The sequence below is a fragment of the Ruegeria sp. HKCCD7221 genome, assembly GCF_013031225.1.
Lineage (GTDB): Bacteria > Pseudomonadota > Alphaproteobacteria > Rhodobacterales > Rhodobacteraceae > Ruegeria.
In genome coordinates this window covers 43,077-61,145 of the sequence record NZ_WPZE01000008.1, presented here as the reverse complement: position 1 = coordinate 61,145, position 18,069 = coordinate 43,077, and the positions used below count along the sequence as shown (strand labels likewise).

Annotated in this window: 18 protein-coding genes; 14 read left to right on the top strand and 4 right to left on the bottom strand. The window is 59.0% G+C overall.

Annotated features, from left to right (window positions below):
• Position 1: 1 nt before the first annotated feature.
• Positions 2–196: a SlyX family protein gene (locus GOX73_RS17060; RefSeq protein ID WP_171127007.1), complete on the bottom strand. Its 195-nt coding sequence runs from the start codon at positions 194–196 to the stop codon at positions 2–4.
• Between the two features lie 126 nt (positions 197–322).
• Between GOX73_RS17060 and hisS the strand changes: the two genes are divergently transcribed.
• From hisS to hisG, 3 genes are read left to right on the top strand one after another with little or no spacing between them, the layout of a single operon-like run.
• Entirely contained in the window at positions 323–1,810 is a 1,488-nt protein-coding gene (hisS, locus tag GOX73_RS17055) for a histidine--tRNA ligase (protein ID WP_171127008.1), read from the top strand.
• Positions 1,811–1,813: 3 nt separating this feature from the next.
• Positions 1,814–2,902 carry an ATP phosphoribosyltransferase regulatory subunit gene (locus GOX73_RS17050; RefSeq protein ID WP_171127009.1) on the top strand — a complete coding sequence of 363 codons (1,089 nt, stop codon included), beginning with the start codon at positions 1,814–1,816 and terminating at the stop codon, positions 2,900–2,902.
• Positions 2,899–3,588 carry an ATP phosphoribosyltransferase gene (gene hisG, locus GOX73_RS17045; protein ID WP_171127010.1) on the top strand — a complete coding sequence of 230 codons (690 nt, stop codon included), beginning with the start codon at positions 2,899–2,901 and terminating at the stop codon, positions 3,586–3,588. The genes GOX73_RS17050 and hisG overlap by 4 nt, the downstream gene beginning before the upstream one ends.
• Here hisG and GOX73_RS17040 read toward each other — a convergent pair.
• Positions 3,585–4,016 (bottom strand): DUF1489 domain-containing protein, encoded by a 432-nt coding sequence (locus GOX73_RS17040; protein ID WP_171127011.1) that lies wholly within the window; start codon positions 4,014–4,016, stop codon positions 3,585–3,587. The two genes, hisG and GOX73_RS17040, sit on opposite strands and share 4 nt — an antisense overlap.
• A 129-nt stretch (positions 4,017–4,145) precedes the next feature.
• On the opposite strand from GOX73_RS17040, the gene GOX73_RS17035 reads away from it, so the two are divergent.
• From GOX73_RS17035 to rpsD, 3 genes are all read left to right on the top strand, one after another.
• Positions 4,146–6,428: an adenosylcobalamin-dependent ribonucleoside-diphosphate reductase gene (locus GOX73_RS17035; protein WP_171135015.1), complete on the top strand. Its 2,283-nt coding sequence runs from the start codon at positions 4,146–4,148 to the stop codon at positions 6,426–6,428.
• Positions 6,429–6,617: 189 nt separating this feature from the next.
• The gene (locus GOX73_RS17030) at positions 6,618–7,112 is read left to right on the top strand and encodes a hypothetical protein (RefSeq protein WP_171127013.1); all 495 of its coding nucleotides are present in this window, start codon (positions 6,618–6,620) and stop codon (positions 7,110–7,112) included.
• A gap of 199 nt (positions 7,113–7,311) precedes the next feature.
• The gene (gene rpsD, locus GOX73_RS17025; protein WP_170325974.1) at positions 7,312–7,932 is read left to right on the top strand and encodes a 30S ribosomal protein S4; all 621 of its coding nucleotides are present in this window, start codon (positions 7,312–7,314) and stop codon (positions 7,930–7,932) included.
• 122 nt (positions 7,933–8,054) lie between these two features.
• On the opposite strand, the gene GOX73_RS17020 is transcribed toward rpsD, so the two are convergent.
• Positions 8,055–8,516, bottom strand: a complete 462-nt coding sequence (locus tag GOX73_RS17020) for an Lrp/AsnC family transcriptional regulator (RefSeq protein WP_171120176.1) — start codon at positions 8,514–8,516, stop codon at positions 8,055–8,057.
• Between the two features lie 102 nt (positions 8,517–8,618).
• Here GOX73_RS17020 and GOX73_RS17015 point away from each other — a divergent pair, with 102 nt between their 5' ends.
• The 4 genes from GOX73_RS17015 (at position 8,619) to GOX73_RS17000 (ending at position 12,926) form a co-directional block, all read left to right on the top strand.
• Positions 8,619–10,034, top strand: a complete 1,416-nt coding sequence (locus GOX73_RS17015) for an aminotransferase class V-fold PLP-dependent enzyme (RefSeq protein WP_171127014.1) — start codon at positions 8,619–8,621, stop codon at positions 10,032–10,034.
• A 65-nt stretch (positions 10,035–10,099) separates the two neighbouring features.
• Positions 10,100–11,185: a histidinol-phosphate transaminase gene (gene hisC / locus GOX73_RS17010; protein WP_171127015.1), complete on the top strand. Its 1,086-nt coding sequence runs from the start codon at positions 10,100–10,102 to the stop codon at positions 11,183–11,185.
• The gene (locus GOX73_RS17005; RefSeq protein ID WP_171135014.1) at positions 11,182–12,102 is read left to right on the top strand and encodes a prephenate/arogenate dehydrogenase family protein; all 921 of its coding nucleotides are present in this window, start codon (positions 11,182–11,184) and stop codon (positions 12,100–12,102) included. Before hisC ends, GOX73_RS17005 begins: the two co-directional genes overlap by 4 nt.
• The gene (locus tag GOX73_RS17000; protein WP_171120184.1) at positions 12,099–12,926 is read left to right on the top strand and encodes an extensin family protein; all 828 of its coding nucleotides are present in this window, start codon (positions 12,099–12,101) and stop codon (positions 12,924–12,926) included. The genes GOX73_RS17005 and GOX73_RS17000 overlap by 4 nt, the downstream gene beginning before the upstream one ends.
• Here GOX73_RS17000 and GOX73_RS16995 read toward each other — a convergent pair.
• Complete coding sequence (locus GOX73_RS16995; RefSeq protein ID WP_171127017.1) at positions 12,923–13,924, bottom strand: DUF2125 domain-containing protein; 1,002 nt, start codon at positions 13,922–13,924, stop codon at positions 12,923–12,925. The genes GOX73_RS17000 and GOX73_RS16995 overlap by 4 nt on opposite strands.
• Before the next feature lie 67 nt (positions 13,925–13,991).
• Between GOX73_RS16995 and GOX73_RS16990 the strand changes: the two genes are divergently transcribed.
• The 4 genes from GOX73_RS16990 to GOX73_RS16975 all read left to right on the top strand — a co-directional run bounded on the left by GOX73_RS16990 (position 13,992) and on the right by GOX73_RS16975 (position 18,062).
• Positions 13,992–14,522, top strand: a complete 531-nt coding sequence (locus GOX73_RS16990) for a gamma-glutamylcyclotransferase (protein ID WP_171127018.1) — start codon at positions 13,992–13,994, stop codon at positions 14,520–14,522.
• Between the two features lie 70 nt (positions 14,523–14,592).
• Complete coding sequence (locus GOX73_RS16985; RefSeq protein WP_171127019.1) at positions 14,593–15,774, top strand: biopolymer transporter ExbB; 1,182 nt, start codon at positions 14,593–14,595, stop codon at positions 15,772–15,774.
• Between the two features lie 3 nt (positions 15,775–15,777).
• Complete coding sequence (locus GOX73_RS16980) at positions 15,778–17,457, top strand: peptidoglycan -binding protein (protein WP_171127020.1); 1,680 nt, start codon at positions 15,778–15,780, stop codon at positions 17,455–17,457.
• Positions 17,457–18,062, top strand: coding sequence for a histidine phosphatase family protein (locus tag GOX73_RS16975; protein ID WP_171127021.1), 606 nt, complete (start codon positions 17,457–17,459; stop codon positions 18,060–18,062). The genes GOX73_RS16980 and GOX73_RS16975 overlap by 1 nt, the downstream gene beginning before the upstream one ends.
• Positions 18,063–18,069 lie beyond the last annotated feature (7 nt).

Sequence of the window (18,069 nt, the reverse complement as noted above, 5' to 3'; positions counted from 1 at the left end):
TTCAGTAATGCGGCGGGCGTTCGTCGCCAAAGACGACACCGCCGGACCCTTCTTGTGCCCGTTCAGCCTCGCGTTGCAATAGCATCTCGACGCGTCGGGTCAGGCGGTCGATCTCGGATTGCTGGGCCGTGACGACTGCGTTCAGATCTTCGACCGTGTGGGTCAGGTGGGCGATCTGTTCTTCCAGATGCTGCATGGGGATCTCCTTTGGGCGTGGTCATAGCGGCACGGGCGGACCAAGACCAGCGAAAGCGCGCCTTGCCCCGATGCGGGGCATGGGATAGACCGCGCGCGGAACACTAAACGCCCAAGGACGCCCCACATGGCCAAGCCCAAGAAACAGCCCCGCCCCAAGGCCGTAACGCCGAAAGGGTTCCGCGACTATTTCGGCCAGGAAGTCTCGCAGCGCGCGCAGATGCTGCAGACGATTGCGGACGTCTATCATCGTTATGGGTTTGACGCGCTAGAAAGCAGCGCCGTGGAAACGGTCGAGGCGCTGGGCAAGTTTCTGCCCGACGTGGACCGTCCGAATGAGGGCGTGTTTGCGTGGCAGGAATTTGACGAGGGCGGAAATGGCGACTGGATGGCCCTGCGCTATGACCTGACAGCACCCTTGGCCCGTGTCTATGCGCAGCACCGCAACGACCTGCCGACGCCCTATCGCCGCTATGCGATGGGTCCGGTCTGGCGCAACGAAAAGCCGGGGCCGGGGCGATATCGTCAGTTTTATCAATGCGATGCGGATACAGTTGGCACGGCGTCGATGGCCGCCGACGCCGAGATATGCGCGATGCTGTCCGATACGTTGGAGACCGTGGGAATTCCGCGAGGCGACTATCTGGTGCGGGTGAATAACCGCAAGGTTTTGAATGGCGTGCTTGAGGCGATGGGGCTGGGCGAAGACGCCGCTGCCCGCGACAATGTCCTGCGCACCATCGACAAGTTCGACAAGGTTGGCGAGGCCGGCGTGCGTGAACTGCTGACCAAGGGCCGTCTGGATGCCTCGGGCGCGTTCATCGACGGTGTCGGCCTCATCGACGATCAGGCCGAGCCGGTAATTGCCTTCCTGACCTCCAAGGCTGTGGATGCCGCCGGAACGCTGGCGAACCTGCGCGCTGCTGTAGGTGACAGCAAGATCGGTGCAGATGGGATTGCCGAACTGGAACAGATCGGCGCCTTGTTGGATGCGGGCGGCTACGGTTCGGACCGGATCGAGATTGACCCCTCGGTCGTGCGTGGACTGGGCTATTACACCGGCCCGGTCTATGAGGCCGAGCTGACTTTTGAAATATTCGATGAGAAGGGCCGTAAGCGGCAGTTCGGGTCGGTTGCCGGGGGCGGTCGCTATGATGATCTGGTCAAGCGGTTCACCGGGCAGGAGGTTCCTGCGACCGGCGTGTCCATCGGAGTTGACCGTCTGCTGGCGGCCCTACGCGAAAAGGGCCGGATTGCGGCGCAAGCCAGCGGCCCCGTCGTTGTCACGGTAATGGACCGCGACCGTATGGCTGATTATCAAGCTATGGTGGCCGAGCTGCGCAACGCCGGCATCCGGGCCGAGGTTTATCTGGGCAACCCCAAGAACTTTGGCAATCAGCTGAAATATGCGGATAAGCGGAACTCACCCATCGCGGTGATCGAAGGTGGCGATGAAAAAGCCAACGGGATCGTGCAGATCAAGGACTTGATCCTTGGGGCCAAGATCGCCGAAAGCGCCACGCTTGAGGAATGGAAAGAACGCCCCAGCCAGTTCGAAGTGCCGCGCGGCGAGCTGGTCGCCAAGGTGCGCGAAATTCTGGACAGTCAGGACTGACCCGTGGCCAACCGTTCCCAGATACAAGCCCGCGCCGCGATGATGCGCGTCAGGTTCGAGGCGGCAGGCGCGCAGGTCGTGGACCCTCCGCTGCTGCAACCTGCGGACACACTGCTGGACCTTTATGGCGAGGATATCCGCGCGCGCGCCTATGTGACCTCGGACGCGTTGCGGGGCGAGCAGATGCTGCGTCCGGACTTCACCCTGCCCGTGGTGCAGATGCATATGTCAGACGGGGCCGAGCCAGCGCGCTATACCTATTCCGGTGAGGTTTTTCGCCGTCAGGAGCACGACCCGGACCGTTCGAATGAATATATTCAGGTCGGGTACGAGGTATTCGACCGCAACGACCCCGCAGGCGCGGATGCGGAAGTTTTCTCGTTATTTGCGCTGCAATTGCGTGGCTTGCCGTTGCGAGCGGCGACCGGGGATATCGGTATCCTGACCGCCGCCGTTGCGGGTCTGAAAACCACCGACCGCCGTAAAGCCGCGCTGATGCGGCACCTGTGGCGGCCTCGCCGCTTCCGCGTTCTTTTGGATCGCTTCGCTGGTCGCAAGCCCGGCCCGGAAGGGCGTGACACTCTGCTGGATGCCAAAGACCCACTTGCCATTGAAGCGCCTATGATCGGCAAACGCCGCGCCGCCGAGATCGAGGCGCGGATCGCCGCGCTGCGCGAAGATCGCGATACGCCTCCGATTTCGGATAACGAATTGGTCGGGCTGGAAACCCTGTTGAACGTGCGCGAAACGATGCCCTTCGCACTGGAGCAATTGCGAGATGTGGCGGTGGATTTACCGCAGATCACCCCGGCGTTGGACAGGCTCGAGGCGCGGGTCGCGTCGCTGCAGGCGCGTGGCGTGGATGTGGAGCGGCTGGATTTCGAAGCCGCCTATGGCCGCACGTCGATGGAATATTACGACGGCTTTGTTTTCGGCTTTTACGCCGAAGGTCGCCCCGACCTGCCGCCCGTTGCAACTGGCGGGCGCTATGACGCGCTGACCCGGCAGTTGGGGAACGGGGCCGAAATTCCGGCCGTAGGTGGCGTCATTCGCCCTGACCTGATGCTTGAAATCGAGGAGGCCGCGCAATGAGTTTGAAACTGGGCGTGCCCTCGAAGGGCCGGTTGATGGACAAGACCTTTGGCTGGTTCGAAAAGCGCGGCATCACCCTGTCGCGCAGCGGATCGGACCGGGAATACGCGGGTAAAGTCGATGGGATCGACGGTGTTTCACTGATCCTGCTATCCGCAGGGGAAATCCCGCGCGAACTGGCCGCTGGGCGCATTCATCTGGGTGTGACCGGTATTGATCTGGTGCATGAGAAACTGCCGCGCTGGGAACAGCAGGTCGAACAGATATCACAGCTTGGTTTTGGCAAAGCGGACCTGATCATCGCGACCCCCGCCTGTTGGGTGGACGTGGATACACTGGACGATCTGGATGCGGCGGCGGCAGCCTTCCGAAAAACTCATGGTCACCGGCTGCGGATTGCGACCAAGTATCACCGGCTGGTGCGGGAATTCCTGACGGATGCGGGCGTGGCGGATTATACGCTGGTCGACAGTCAGGGCGCGACCGAAGGCACCGTGATGAACGAAACCGCCGAGGCGATTGCTGACATCACCTCGACCGGGGAAACCCTGCGCGCGAACCACCTGAAAATCCTGACCGACGGGCTAATCCTGCAATCGCAGGCAACGCTATGGCGCAGCCGTGTGGCCAAATATGAGGCTGAGGACAAAGCCGTTCTATCCGAACTGCTGGACCGCCTTAGCTAAAGCAACCCGATATCCGCCAATGCGCGGTTCAGATCGTCGGGCAGGGCGTCGTCTTGCTCGCGGCCCTTGGGCAGATCGGCCGGAGTATCCTCGGGTTTCAGATAGCGCCAGCCTTGAAAGGGGCGCTTCAGGGCGTTCTGGGTGCGGTGTACTTCGGCGTCCAGTACGATCGCGCAACGACGGATGCCGTCCTCGCCCCGAACCTCGTCCAATCGCAAGATGCGCTGGCGGCATTGGATCACGCCTTTGATCACCCAATAGATTGATCCGCCGTTCAGAATCTCGGTCTCGCGTTTGGGCCACATGCGGGTGACATGGCGCGGGCAGCCGTCCTCATAGAGCGGTTTACGGCTGTCCTGCCACGCCATCAACGTATCGACGCTTTCCGATCCGACCGAAAGTTTGATGAGGTTTACGTACTTATCCACAGCTTTCCCACAGAGTCGTCCCAAGGCCCACCCCTATATTGTAGCTTGCATGGCGATGCTATCAAGGTGTTGTGGTTTTGTTGTGATTTGAGGTAGTCTGGATACCTCTTTCAGGACAGGGAATCACCAATGAGCCGCTTTGCCGCCCCCATCGCCGAGCAGATCTGGGACATGAAATACCGCTTCAAGCAGGCGGATGGCACACCTATTGACCAAACCGTCGAGGATAGCTGGCGGCGCATCGCCCGCGATCTGGCACGTGTGGAAAAAGACGCGGCCCATTGGGAGGACAAGTTCTTTGAGGCGCTGGAGGATTTCAAATACCTCCCCGCCGGACGCATCACCGCGGGCGCCGGGACCGCGCGTCAGGTAACGCTGTTCAACTGTTTTGTCATGGGCACTATTCCCGACAGTATGGGCGGCATTTTCGATATGCTGAAAGAGGCCGCACTGACGATGCAGCAGGGCGGGGGGATCGGTTACGATTTCTCAACCATCCGACCACGCGGCGCGGATGTGCATGGGGTAGCTGCGGATGCCTCTGGCCCGCTGTCGTTCATGGATGTGTGGGACGCGATGTGCCGCACCATCATGTCTGCGGGTTCGCGCCGTGGGGCGATGATGGCGACCATGCGCTGCGATCACCCGGACATCGAACAGTTCATCACCGCCAAATCCGACCCCGCCCGTTTGCGCATGTTCAACATGTCGGTTCTTGTGACAGACCCGTTCATGGAGGCGGTCAAGGCCGACGGACCGTGGGAATTGGTCTTTGGCGGAAAGGTCTATCAAACGGTGCAAGCGCGTGATCTGTGGAACAAGATCATGCAGGCCACCTATGATTATGCCGAGCCGGGCGTGATCTTCATTGACCGCATCAATCAGGCCAACAACCTCAGCTATGTGGAAACCATTGCTGCGACGAACCCCTGTGGTGAGCAGCCCCTGCCGCCATATGGCGCGTGTCTGCTGGGCTCGATCAACCTTGCGCGGCTGGTGGCGGAACCTTTCGAGGACGCCGCCCATCTGGATGAGGCTGCATTGCAGGAACTGGTCGCCACAGCCGTCCGTATGATGGACAACGTGGTGGATGCGTCGAAATTCCCGTTGATCGAACAAGAAGCCGAGGCGCAGGACAAGCGCCGCATCGGGCTGGGTGTGACCGGGCTGGCCGACGCGCTGCTGATGTTGGGTCTGCGCTATGGCTCGGACGAGGCGGCGCGTCAGACCGAACGTTGGTTGCACGCGATCGCCCGCGCCGCGTATCTGGCGTCGGTCGATTTGGCGAAGGAAAAAGGGGCGTTCCCTTTGTTCGACGCCGAGAAATATCTGGCCAGCGGCACGATGCAGCAGATGGATGAGGATGTACGCGATGCCATTCGCGAACACGGCATTCGTAACGCTTTGCTGACCTCGATCGCGCCGACGGGGACGATATCGCTTTATGCGGGTAACGTATCTTCGGGGATCGAGCCGGTCTTTGCCTATGCCTATACTCGCAAGGTGCTGCAGAAAGATGGCTCGCGCACCGAAGAAGAGGTCGTGGATTATGCCGTGCAGATGTGGCGCGACAAGTTCGGCGATACCGCCCTGCCCGATTATTTCGTGAACGCGCAGACGCTGTCCCCTTCGGATCACGTCAAAATGCAGGCGGCGGCGCAGAAATGGATCGACAGCTCGATTTCCAAGACGATCAACTGCCCCGAAGACATCAGCTTTGACGCGTTCAAAGACGTCTACATGCAGGCCTGGGATCAAGGCTGCAAAGGCTGCACGACCTATCGTCCAAATGATGTGACCGGATCGGTCCTGACGGTTTCTGAAAGCGCGGACAAGGTCCCGGGCGAGAGCGCCGACGCGCCGCACGAGGTTGATGGCGGCGACGTGATCTACATGTCCGAACCGCTGGACCGGCCGCAATCGCTGGAGGGGTCGACCTACAAGCTGAAATGGCCCGATAGCGAGCACGCGATCTACCTGACCATCAACGATATCGTGATTGGTGGGCGTCGTCGTCCGTTCGAGGTGTTCATCAACTCGAAAAACATGGAGCACTACGCCTGGACGCTGGCACTGACCCGGATGATCTCGGCCGTGTTCCGGCGTGGTGGTGATGTGTCATTCGTGGTGGAAGAGCTGAAGGCCGTGTTCGACCCGCGCGGCGGGGCCTGGGTTCAGGGCAAGTACATCCCGTCGATCCTTGCTGCGATTGGTGGCGTCATCGAACAACACCTTATCAACATCGGATTTCTGGAAGGCGAGGGAATGGGCCTCAAGTCCGACCCGCAGGCGCAAGTGGTGAACATGGATGGGCCACGCGGCAAGGCGTGCCCGTCTTGCGGGCAGTTCGATATGGTAATGATCGAGGGCTGTATGACATGCCGAAGCTGCGGGCATTCCAAATGCGGCTAAACGATCAGTTATAAGGTGGCTATAATGACCCTTTCGCCGGCGGGATAGTTTCCCGCTGGCGTCCAAAAGTTGAATCTCTTTAGCCACATTTTTGTTAACAGTATATTAACGTCTCTTTTCTGCCAGGTTCTTCGCTGATAAGAACGACCACGTGAGCAGTGACGTGTTGAAGGGTGCGGGCGGTACAAAATGAGAGCCGGACAAAGCGGTCGTGTAGTCATCCAATGGAAGCAGACGGAACTCGATGGGCTCGAGGCCGCACCTCTTTCGTTTCTGAACATCGGTGCTGCATGGTCTTGGCGGGGCCAGGCAATGATTTTGGTGGGCCCGGTTGAGCAGGCGGCGTCACAGACGGTGGTCATGCCGAACCAGTTTCTGTCGATAGATGATCTGGATAGTTCTGAGACAGGAGTAGTCGTTCTGACCAACGGTGCGCAGGAATTCACCGGTGTGCTGTATTCTGTACTGGACGAGCCAGCACCGGTTCTTGTCTTCGACAATGGATGCCCGGCCCGCGATCAGGACTATTGGGTGAGCGAACTTGTTCAGTTGCGGCAGTACAGCGGCGAGGCCGTTTCTGGCGATGATCGGGTCGTTGCGTTTCCTGGCAGATTGCAGGCAAATGCAGACCACCGCGAGCTTGCGCCCCTGCCTGCGGTGAATGTGGGTACCGCGCTGGACTAAGCGACCGGCAAAAGGTTTCTGAAAACTCTGGTTATGTGTCAATCGGTGTGTTGACTCTGCCGCTTCTGCGGATATAAGCGCGGCTTCATTGGTGTTGGTGGCCCCCGCAAGGGGATGCCTGTCATGGGGGAAACCTCAAGAGGACAACGCCCTTCATAGTGGCCTGCATGGGCCTCGACCTAATCGAAGGAGATCAGCCGTGACCAAACGCACGTCTGCCAAGTACAAAATCGACCGCCGGATGGGCGAAAATATCTGGGGTCGTCCGAAATCCCCGATCAACCGTCGCGAATACGGTCCCGGCCAGCACGGCCAGCGCCGTAAGGGCAAACTGTCGGACTTCGGTCTGCAGCTGCGCGCCAAGCAGAAGCTGAAAGGCTACTATGGCGACCTGACCGAGAAGCAGTTCCGCCGCATCTACGCCGAAGCCGAGCGTGTCAAAGGCGACACCGGTGAAAACCTGATCGGTCTGCTGGAGCGTCGTCTGGACGCCGTCGTCTACCGCGCCAAGTTCGTTCCGACCGTGTTTGCCGCACGTCAGTTCGTGAACCACGGCCACGTCAAAGTGAACGGCAAGCGGGTCAACATCCCCAGCTACCGCGTCAAAGAAGGCGACGTGATCGAAGTGCGCGACAAGTCCAAGCAACTGGCTGTTGTTCTGGAAGCTGTTGCTCTGGCCGAGCGTGATGTGCCTGACTACATCGACGCCGACCACTCGAAAATGACCGCAACCTTCGTTCGCGCACCGGGCCTGAGCGATGTGCCTTACCCGGTCATGATGGAGCCGAACCTGGTCGTCGAATTCTACGCGAAGAACTAATCTTCGCCGATACACATGATCCAAAGGGCCGCGCTTTCAGTGCGGTCTTTTTTTTGTGGGGGCTCTGCCCCCCGTCGCTGCGCGACTCCCCCGTGATATTTCTGGCCAGATGAAGAGGCGGGTCAGATCGGCAGCGGTCGCCCTTCAGCAATAGCTTCCATTGCGAAATACGAGGTCACACTGTCCAGTTCGACCTTTTCGATCAAACGCTGATAGACCTTGTCATAGGCCACCATGTCTTCGGTCACCACTTTCAGTTGATAGTCATAGTCGCCGCCGATCCGGTGGAAATCCACAACTTCGGGAATGGTCAGAACGTGGCTTCTGAAAGATTGTAGCCATTCCGCAGAATGGTGCCGGGTGCGTAGCATGACAAAGACAATCAGGTTTAGGCCCAATTTCTCGCGCGAGATTCGGGCTGATGAGCCGGTTATTACCCCATCCTCGTTCAACGCCTTCAACCGGCGCCAACATGCGTTCTGCGACAGCCCGACACGATCTGCCAATTCCCGCTGTGACAAGGTCGCGTCCTTCTGAAGCTCACGCAGTATTCGATTATCTATTTGATCTATTTTTTTCGACATACATAATCATATGACACAAAAAATCGAAAAACTACCAAAAGAACGGTGAAGTTTATTTGAGTAACCTCAATCATATTTGATGGTACAATACGGAGCCATAAAATGACCCTATCCAGATTTCGCGCAGCACTAGAAGCCACCACTCCTATCACAAGTCTGCGTGACGGATTGATCGGAGAGAATGCTCTGATTCCTGGTCTACATGGGGATGTTCCGCTGGTTTACGCGGATTACGTCGCCTCGGGTCGGGCGCTGCGGCAGGTCGAAGAGTTTGTCGCTGAACAGGTGCTGCCCTTTTATGCAAATAGCCATACCGAGGCTTCCTATTGTGGGTCCTACATGACCCGTCTGCGCCGTGAGGCACGCGCAGAGATCGCTCGCATTGTAGGTGCCAAGGAAGAGGACGCGGTGATCTTCACTGGGGCCGGCGCCACTGCGGGTCTCAATCGGCTGGTCAGTCTGCTTGGTGTGGAGGCGGCTGACCGGCCGGTTGTATTTATCGGGCCTTATGAACACCATTCCAACATTCTGCCCTGGCGCGAAAGCAAAGCGCGTGTGATCGAGATTCCTGAGGCACCGGAAGGTGGCATCGACCTCGACGTATTGGAGAGGATGCTGGTAGATCATGCCGCGTCGGATTTGATCATCGGGTCATTCTCGGCGGCATCAAACGTGACCGGCATCGTTACCGACCCGGATCCTGTGACCCGACTGCTCAAGGCTCATGGGGCTTTGTCAGTTTGGGATTATGCGGGGGGCGGGCCGTACCTGCCAATGGACATGGGGCCTGAAGATGCGCGCAAGGACGCTATCGTCGTTTCACCCCACAAATTTCCTGGCGGGCCGGGTGCATCCGGGGTTTTGGTCGTCAACAAGGCTGCGGTCAAACGCAACTGCCCCAGTTGGCCGGGCGGTGGCACCGTCAGCTTTGTCTCACCATGGCGGCACGATTACAGCGAAGACCTTGCCACGCGCGAGGAAGCGGGAACACCGAACGTGATCGGAGATATTCGGGCTGCGCTGGCCTTTATCGTCAAGGATGTGGTCGGCACGGATGAGATTGCCAGACGGGAGGAACGCTATAACCAAATGGCTTTGGACGGATGGGGCGACAACCCGAACATGACCTTGCTGGGCGCGGATCATCCGCATCGGCTACCGATCTATTCCTTCCTTGTGCGCGACAATGCGGGTCATCCGGTTCACCAGCAACTCTTCACCCGGATGCTCAGCGACATCTACGGTATTCAGGCACGTGGGGGCTGCGCCTGCGCCGGACCTTATGCGCATCGTTTGCTGGGAATCGACCAAGCCGCGTCCGAGGGGCTGCACGCGGCTTTGTCGGCGGGGGAAGAGATGAAGAAACCGGGCTGGGTGCGTCTGAACTTTTCGTACCTGATGAGCGATGAGACGGTTCAATTCATAATCGACAGGGTCAATGACCTGTCCCACCGGACCGAGGAATTCGCGCCCTATTACGATGCTGATCCGGCAACGGCCCGCTTCAAAGCGGCGTGACGGAATTGCCGCTTTTCTCAAGGCGTTGAGACAGGTATGAGAGGCTTCAATAAACGGAGCCTCTTATGATAAAGATCACCCCGCAACCCGGCATTATGGACATCGCGCTCTATCAGGGCGGACAGTCGCATGTGGCCGGGGTCAAGCATGTGATCAAGCTGAGCTCCAACGAAAACCCGTTTGGTCCCAGTCCCAAGGCGATTGAGGCTGTGCGCGACAGTGCGGCCACCCTGCATCGTTATCCCAGCACCGATCACGCCAGCCTACGCGCTGCGATTGGTGCGCGCCACGGTCTGGACCCGGCGCGGATCATATGCGGTGTCGGCAGCGATGAAGTGCTTCAATTCGTGGCCCAAGCCTATGCGGGTCCGGGGGATGAGGTCATCTATACCGAGCACGGCTTTTCTATGTACCCCATCATCGCAAAGATGGCGGGGGCAACTCCGGTCATGGTGCCCGAGACGGACCGTCGCGTGGATGTCGATAATATTCTGGCGGCCGTAACCGGGCAGACACGGATCGTGTTCGTGACCAATCCGGGCAACCCGACCTCGACCATGATCCCAGAGGCTGAATTGGTGCGCTTGGCCGAGGCCCTTCCGCAATCGTGCCTGATGGTCATCGACGGGGCCTATGCGGAATTTGTCGCAAATTTCGACGGTGGGGCAGCGCTGGTGGACCGGTTCGAGAACGTGATCATGACCCGGACGTTCTCCAAGATTTACGGGCTTGGCGGGATGCGCGTCGGCTGGGGCTATGCTGCGCAGGCGATTATCGATGTGTTGAATCGGGTGCGCCAGCCCTTCAACCTGTCGCTGACTGCGCTGGCGGCGGCCGAAGCAGCGATCAAGGACGAAGAGTATCTGACCTTCTGTCACACGGAAAATGCGCGGCTGCGGGTGTGGCTGGCGGATGAACTTGCCAAGATCGGCGTGCCGTCGGACGCGTCCAGCACGAATTTTATTCTCGCGCGGTTCCGCGATCAGGTCGAAGCTGAGGCATGTGACGATTACCTGAAAACGCAGGGTTTGATCGTGCGCCGTGTGGCGGGTTACAACCTGCCGAACGCTTTGCGGATCACCGTGGGCGACGAAGAAGCCTGCCGCCGCGTCGTCGCGGCGATCACTGAATTCAAAGAGGGCGCCGCATGACCCCAGTTTACGACCGTGTCGCGCTGATTGGGCTGGGCCTGATTGCATCTTCGATGTTCTGGGCCATCAAACGCGCGGGTCTGGCGGGTGAGGTGACGGGGTACGCCCGGTCCCACGCGACGCGCGAAACCGCGCGCAAGATTGGCCTGTGCGATCGGGTCTGTGATACGGCTCAGGAAGCCGTTAAAGGGGCCGATCTGGTCGTTCTCTGTGTGCCGGTTGGCGCGATGGGCGCGGTAGCCGCCGATATGGCGCCAGTATTGAAGCCGGGTGCAACCGTATCGGATGTGGGCTCGGTCAAGCGCCATGTGATTGAGGCGGTGTCGCCGCACATCCCCGACAGCGTGCATTTCATCCCCGCGCATCCCCTGGCGGGAACCGAGCATTCCGGCCCCGAAGCCGGTTTCGCTGAGTTGTTTGACAACCGCTGGTGTCTGTTGGTCCCGGTCGAAGGCACCGACCCCGAAGCCGTCGCGCAATTGCGCGCATTGTGGGAGGGGATGGGCTCAAACGTAGATGAGATGGATGCGGATCACCACGATCTGGTTCTGGCCGTTACCTCGCATGCGCCGCATCTGATCGCTTATACGATGGTGGGCGTTGCTGATGACCTTCGGCGAGTAACTGATAGCGAAGTCATCAAGTATTCCGCTGCCGGGTTCCGGGACTTTACGCGTATCGCAGCGTCGGACCCGACCATGTGGCGCGACGTGTTCCTGACTAACAAGGACGCAACGCTGGAAATTCTTGGCCGCTTCACCGAAGAGCTTTTCGCCCTGCAGCGGGCTATTCGTACCGGTGACGGTGATCAGTTGTTTGACTATTTCACACGGACCCGCGCGATCCGCCGTGGGATCATTGATGCGGGGCAGGATACAGATGCGCCCGATTTTGGACGGGGGAAAGCTGGCTCATGATAGGTGTCCAAAGGGTTCTGGCGGTTGGAATTGTGGCGCTCAGCGCCTCGCTTTCGAACGCGGCCCCTTTGGAACATTCCCTGATCCCCATGGTGCGACCCTCTGCGGCCCCGGTCTTGGCCTTTGCAAGCCCGACCCCATCCAAGATGCGCCCCGAGTTGCGCCCTGTTTCAGCTCAGGTTCTGGCGGTCGCTGCGCGCCCGGTGAATGTGCCGACGCTTGGGCCAGATACGTCCCTTATGCCCTATCTGCGCCCGAAAGCGCTGGAACAGGAGGCGTTGTTCAAAAAGCGCAAGCTTCGCAAAGGGTCAGTCTGTGGTGATATTCAAATACAGGGCAAGGCCGTTGGCAAGGTTCCCGGCAAGATCAAGGCCTGCGGGATCAAGGATGCGGTTCAGATCACGTCCATATCGGGTGTCGCGTTAAGTCGCCCGTCGACAATGGACTGCGGTACGGCGATTGCTTTGAATGAATGGGTGGACAAGACGGTTATTCCGACTTTCAAACGACGTGGTCCGGTGGTCGAACTGCAAGTCGCGGCGCACTATGCCTGCCGGACCCGAAACAATCAAAAGGGCGCGCGTATCTCTGAACACGGTAAGGGGCGCGCAATTGATATCTCTGGCTTCAAGATGGCGGACGGAGAGGTCGTGACCGTGCTGAACGGGTGGCGCAAGAACCCTTCACAGAAACAGTTGATCAAGATCTGGCGCGGCGCGTGCGGGCCGTTTGGCACAGTGTTGGGGCCAAACTCAGATCGGTATCACCGCGATCATTTCCACTTGGACACGGCGCGCCATCGCCGTGGGGCATACTGCCGTTAACGCAGGATAAGGCGCGGTGCGGGCCCAAGGGGCAATGGGCCCAAGGCAACAAACCCGTCTCGGAAATTCAACTGCATATCCAGCGCATTGGGATTGCCGCCAAGTCCTGCCATGAAATTCAATGCGCGTGTCACCGGGTTGACGGCCTGATCGGGTAGGGCGCCCGCAGCATTGGCCATGGCGACCATGTCCCGCCAGTTCTCGGCCTTTATCGCGATTTCACCGGTTGGAATGCCCTGATTGTCAACGTCCAGTTGACCAGTCGCGAACAGGCGTAGCGCGCCCCATTTCATCTCCGCCAGGTGAAGGTCGATCTTTTCTGGCTGGGGCCTGCTTTGTTCAAGCGCCGAGCGATCCCACACCTTGTCGAAGGTGGTTGTCATGTCCAATTCCAACGTCTCGAATGACTGGGGCAGGGTGGTTGCTGAACGCATGAGATCACGCAGGTCGTCACCGGGGGTAAAGCCGTCAATTCGCGCGCTGATGTTATAGGCTTCTGGCAGATCGGTTTGTTCCATGATCAAGCCAAGAGTCTCGCCGCCTGCCAGCGCCTCGGCATCGTCTGTGATGGCCCACGGTCCTGCCGTCAGTGCCATCTTTTCCAACACAAGGGCCACACCGGGTTGCAATTGTAATTCTGCCTGAAGGTCACTGGCTTGAATTGTTGCAGTCTGATCGAAGTAGGACAGGCGCTGCGGCGTGTCGGCGAAACGCAGCATTTGACGACCCGGCCAGATTGCAGGGCTTTGGAATTCAATCCAATCCGCGCTCCAGGCGGTGCCGTTGACGGGATCGGCGAGGGCTGGATTGTTCAGCCGTGTGACGTGATGCGTTGGGTAGCCCGCGGTTTCAACGGCAGAGAAGTCCGCTTGCCAGCCCATTTCTTCCTGCTTGTTGAACCAGGTCGTTATTGCGTTACGCAGCCCAAACCCGGCGATGAGCCAGTACGCGCTCCAGATCGCGAATACGAATATGACTGCTCTAATCAAACCGCGCATGGCAGTTGGCCCTTTTTCCCGCCTTGGAATTGATGTTTATAGGCGCAAACGAGCAAGGACCAGTGCAATGACAATGTGGGTATTCGGATATGGGTCGCTGTTGTGGAATCCCGGCTTTCCCGTAGCCCGAAGTGAACATGCCACCTTGCACGGATATGCACGTTCATTTTGCATGAGTTCGATCCACCATCGAGGCACCGAAGAAGACCCGGGGCTGGTTTTGGCTTTGGACGAACAGGCCGACGCGAGTTGCACTGGTCTGGCCCTTGCAGTTGAGGCGGGGCACGAGGACCGCACGTTGCAGGAATTGCGCGACCGCGAACTGATCTCATCGGCCTATGTTGAGAAAATGCTGGACGTGCATCTGCACGATGGACAGGTCGTGACGGCGGTGACCTATGTCATCGACCCCGACCATGTGCAGTACTGCGGGGGGATGCTGCTGGAGGAGCAGGCGCAGATCATCGCGTATGCGGTTGGGGGGCGCGGTCCGAATACAGAATACCTTTATAATACGGCTGAACACCTGACCGAGATTGGCCTGCACGATCCTGATCTTGAGTGGTTGGCGCAACGGGTGCGGACCATTACCGCATAAACCCTTGGCGTAACCGGCGGAATTTCGCTAGATTCAGCGCAGAGCAGGAAAAAAACCGGGAACCACGCGCATGGCGCAGGCACATCAGGGCGCGAGACCGCATTTCTCGCAACCCATTCGCCAGATCGTAACGATGCTGGTCGCGATTGGTTTGGCGGGGTTGGGCGTCTTCATGGCGACGCCATATGTCCTGCCGGTCTTTTACGCAAACCCTTACCTGAACGGGTTCATCCTGCTGGTCTTTGTGGTCGGCGTCTTTGCCTGTTTTTATCAGGTGACCCAATTGATTGGCTCGGTCCGGTGGATTGAGGCGTTTGTCGGCGGTGTTGTCCGCGAAGATGCCCGCACCCCGCAGCTTTTGGCCCCCTTGGCGTCGCTGCTGCGCGAACGCGGTGCGCGGTCTCAGATCAGTTCCAGTTCGACACGGTCCATTCTGGATTCGGTGGCCGAACGGGTGGAAGAAGAGCGTGAGATCACGCGCTACATCACCAACGTGCTTATTTATCTGGGCCTTCTGGGGACTTTCTTTGGATTGGCCACCACGGTTCCAGCCATTGTCGACACGATCCGCAGCCTTAATCCGCAGGAAGGCGAAGAAGGTCTTGCCGTTTTCAACCGCCTCATGGTCGGGCTGGAATCGCAGTTGCAGGGCATGGGCGTTGCGTTCGGATCCTCGCTTTTAGGGCTGGCCGGATCGCTGATCGTGGGTCTGCTAGAGCTTTTTGCGGGGCACGGACAAAACCGGTTCTATCGCGAACTGGAAGAATGGCTGTCCTCGATCACACGCGTTGGATTTGCCGCAGGGGATGAAGGCAGCAGCGCCGAGCTGGCGGTCCTGACCCCGGTTCTGGATACGATGTCGGAACAGATGAACGCGCTGCAGGACCTATTTTCAGCGCAGGAGCGCGACCGTGTGGAGTTGTCAGCCAAGCTGGGCCAACTGGTCGACGTGATTGGCGACATGAATCAAAGGCAATCCGAAAGCGAAGGAGTCACGGCTGCGCTGGAACGTGTTGCGCTGGGACAGGATGCCTTGCTGGATCATATGCGCGAGCAGGGGACAGGCGACGGTATCGATGCCGAAAGCCGGATGCGCCTGCGGTCGATGGACGTGCAACTGCTGCGGATACTCGAAGAGATTTCGGCAGGCCGTCAGGAAAGCATGAGCGAATTGCGCAAAGATATCGAGTTGCTGGTCAAGGCGCTCACACTTCCCCGAGGCGCCGTGCGTACCGCTCCGGAAGGAGAGTAAGCCATGGCGCTGTCCCGTCGCACTGGTCAACGGTTCCAGGGGTCGGTCTGGCCCGGATTTGTGGACGCGATCACCGGGTTGTTGATGGTTCTCACATTCGTACTGACCATTTTTATGGTCGTACAGTTTGTCTTGCGCGAAACGATCTCGGGGCAAGAGGATGAACTGACGGCGCTGTCTGATGAAATCGCTGCGCTCGCCGGAGCTTTGGGTTTGGAAGAGCGTGAAAACAGCCGTTTGCAAGCAAGACTAGGGGTTTTGAATTCAACTTTAACGCAGGTTGAAACGGAACTTGTGCAAGCCCAAATTCGCCTGACGGACTTCGAGGATCAGGTTACTGCGTTATTGGCGGAACAAGAGCGGGCGGAAGGCGCCATTGCGGGGCTTGAGGCAGAGCGCGATGAACTGTTGACCGAGCAAGACGCGTTGAATCTGGCGCTTGCCCAAAGCCGCGCCGAAATCGACGAACAGACCGAGGCCGCGCGCCTTGCCGCTGCCCGGCGTGAGGCTCTTGAAGCGCTGATCGCTGATCTTGAGCAAACCGAGACTGCGCAGTCTGCGCTAATCACGGAACTTGAGGACCAACTGAACGCTGAAGAAGCTGCAAGACTGGCCGAAGCCGCCGCTGCCGAAAACCTGCGCAACAGGTTGCAAGACGCCGACGCCGAATTAACGGCTATGACGCTGGCGCTTGAGGCGCAGCGCAAAGAGGCTGAGGACACTCTGACCCTTTTGGCGGCGGCGCAAGCTGCAAAGGCTGAATTGGAGCGGCAGTTCGGAGAGTTGAGCGCGCAAGACCTTCAGGCCCGGCTTGAGGCTGCGCTTGCCGCGCAGGTCGAAGCGCAGGATGAGGCTCAGGCGCAGCGGACGCTGGCCGAAGAACGCGCAGCCCTGCTTGCGGTCGCGCGCGACACCCTTTCGGTCGAGCAGACGATTTCCGAAAAAGCGCAGCGTGAGGCGGCCTTGTTAAATCAGCAAATGGCCGCTCTGCGACAGCAATTGGGCGGGCTGCAGGCTTTGCTTGACGACTATGAAGAGCGCAATGCCGCTGCGGATATCCAAATCCAGTCGCTGGGTCAGGATTTGAATGCGGCCCTCGCGCGCGCTGCGTCAGAAGAACGCCGTCGCCGCTTGCTCGAGGAAGCCGAACGCGCCCGTTTGGAAGCCGAAGCTGAGGCATTGTCAGGTCAGAACGAGGAACTGGTGGCCCAGGCAGAGGACCTGCAACGCTACCGTTCAGAATTCTTTGGTCGGTTGCGTGATGTTTTGGGTGATCAGGAAGGTGTTCGGATTGAAGGTGACCGGTTCGTATTTTCGTCCGAGGTTCTTTTCGACACAGGTTCGGCCGTTCTGTCCGGGGAAGGGCAGTTAGAAGTCGCCAAAGTTGCAAGTATTCTGCGAACCGTAGCGGCAGAGATTCCAGACGGCTTGAACTGGGTTATCAGGGTCGATGGCCACACGGACAACGTACCGCTGGCTGGGACAGGGCGTTACCGCGATAACTGGGAATTGAGTCAGGGACGGGCCCTGTCGGTGGTGCGTTACATGGTGGACGCGCTAGGCATCCCGCCCGAACGGCTGGCAGCCAACGGTTTCGGAGAATTCCAACCCGTCAACCCCGCCGACACGCCAGATGCCCGCGCTCAGAACCGTCGAATCGAATTGAAGCTGACCGAGCGGTAATGGACCTGTCCAAGGGGCGCGTCGCCCGATACCTGACACATCCTCAGGTTTCGATTGATCCTGCAGTCGACGTGACACGCTGGTCGTTAAACGAAACAGGCAAAATTCGGGTAATGCACTTGGCCGAGAACCTAGGAGCATTGAAACATACCACGCGTATTGTCAGCAGTCTGGAGGTCAAGGCCTTGGAAACGGCCCAGCCCTTCGCTGACGCGCTGGGGATTGGGGTCGAGTTGAACCCCGAGATGCATGAGAATGACCGTTCAAGCACGGGTTTTCTGCCCCCTGACGTATTCGAAGACGTCGCTGATCAGTTCTTTGCGCAGCCAGAGTGTTCAGTACGGGGATGGGAACGGGCCATTGATGCGCAGGCGCGAATATTGAACGCGGTGAAGGCGTGTTTGCCCAGCGGCGATGGCGGCGACATTCTGTTTGTTGGTCACGGAGGTGTGGGAACTTTGCTTTACTGCGCCTTGTCCTGTCTGCCGATTGACCGCCGCTATGATCAGGGCCCGAACGGAGGCGGAAATTGGTTTCAGTTCAGTCTGGATCAAATGAAACCGCTGCAAGGTTGGCAACCAATGGAGACGTTGTCAGGGCTTTAATCGTGCT

Bases quoted from the DNA above. Each gene is read 5' to 3' on its own strand.
- GOX73_RS17000 (WP_171120184.1), top strand. From the start codon at position 12,099: ATGATAGGTGTCCAAAGGGTTCTGGCGGTTGGAATTGTGGCGCTCAGC.
- GOX73_RS17020 (WP_171120176.1), bottom strand. From the start codon at position 8,516: ATGTCGAAAAAAATAGATCAAATAGATAATCGAATACTGCGTGAGCTT.
- GOX73_RS17005 (WP_171135014.1), top strand. From the start codon at position 11,182: ATGACCCCAGTTTACGACCGTGTCGCGCTGATTGGGCTGGGCCTGATT.
- GOX73_RS17035 (WP_171135015.1), top strand. From the start codon at position 4,146: ATGAGCCGCTTTGCCGCCCCCATCGCCGAGCAGATCTGGGACATGAAA.
- hisS (WP_171127008.1), top strand. From the start codon at position 323: ATGGCCAAGCCCAAGAAACAGCCCCGCCCCAAGGCCGTAACGCCGAAA.
- GOX73_RS16995 (WP_171127017.1), bottom strand. From the start codon at position 13,924: ATGCGCGGTTTGATTAGAGCAGTCATATTCGTATTCGCGATCTGGAGC.
- GOX73_RS17060 (WP_171127007.1), bottom strand. From the start codon at position 196: ATGCAGCATCTGGAAGAACAGATCGCCCACCTGACCCACACGGTCGAA.
- GOX73_RS17030 (WP_171127013.1), top strand. From the start codon at position 6,618: ATGAGAGCCGGACAAAGCGGTCGTGTAGTCATCCAATGGAAGCAGACG.
- GOX73_RS16985 (WP_171127019.1), top strand. From the start codon at position 14,593: ATGGCGCAGGCACATCAGGGCGCGAGACCGCATTTCTCGCAACCCATT.
- GOX73_RS16990 (WP_171127018.1), top strand. From the start codon at position 13,992: ATGACAATGTGGGTATTCGGATATGGGTCGCTGTTGTGGAATCCCGGC.
- GOX73_RS17015 (WP_171127014.1), top strand. From the start codon at position 8,619: ATGACCCTATCCAGATTTCGCGCAGCACTAGAAGCCACCACTCCTATC.
- hisC (WP_171127015.1), top strand. From the start codon at position 10,100: ATGATAAAGATCACCCCGCAACCCGGCATTATGGACATCGCGCTCTAT.
- hisG (WP_171127010.1), top strand. From the start codon at position 2,899: ATGAGTTTGAAACTGGGCGTGCCCTCGAAGGGCCGGTTGATGGACAAG.
- GOX73_RS16980 (WP_171127020.1), top strand. From the start codon at position 15,778: ATGGCGCTGTCCCGTCGCACTGGTCAACGGTTCCAGGGGTCGGTCTGG.
- GOX73_RS16975 (WP_171127021.1), top strand. From the start codon at position 17,457: ATGGACCTGTCCAAGGGGCGCGTCGCCCGATACCTGACACATCCTCAG.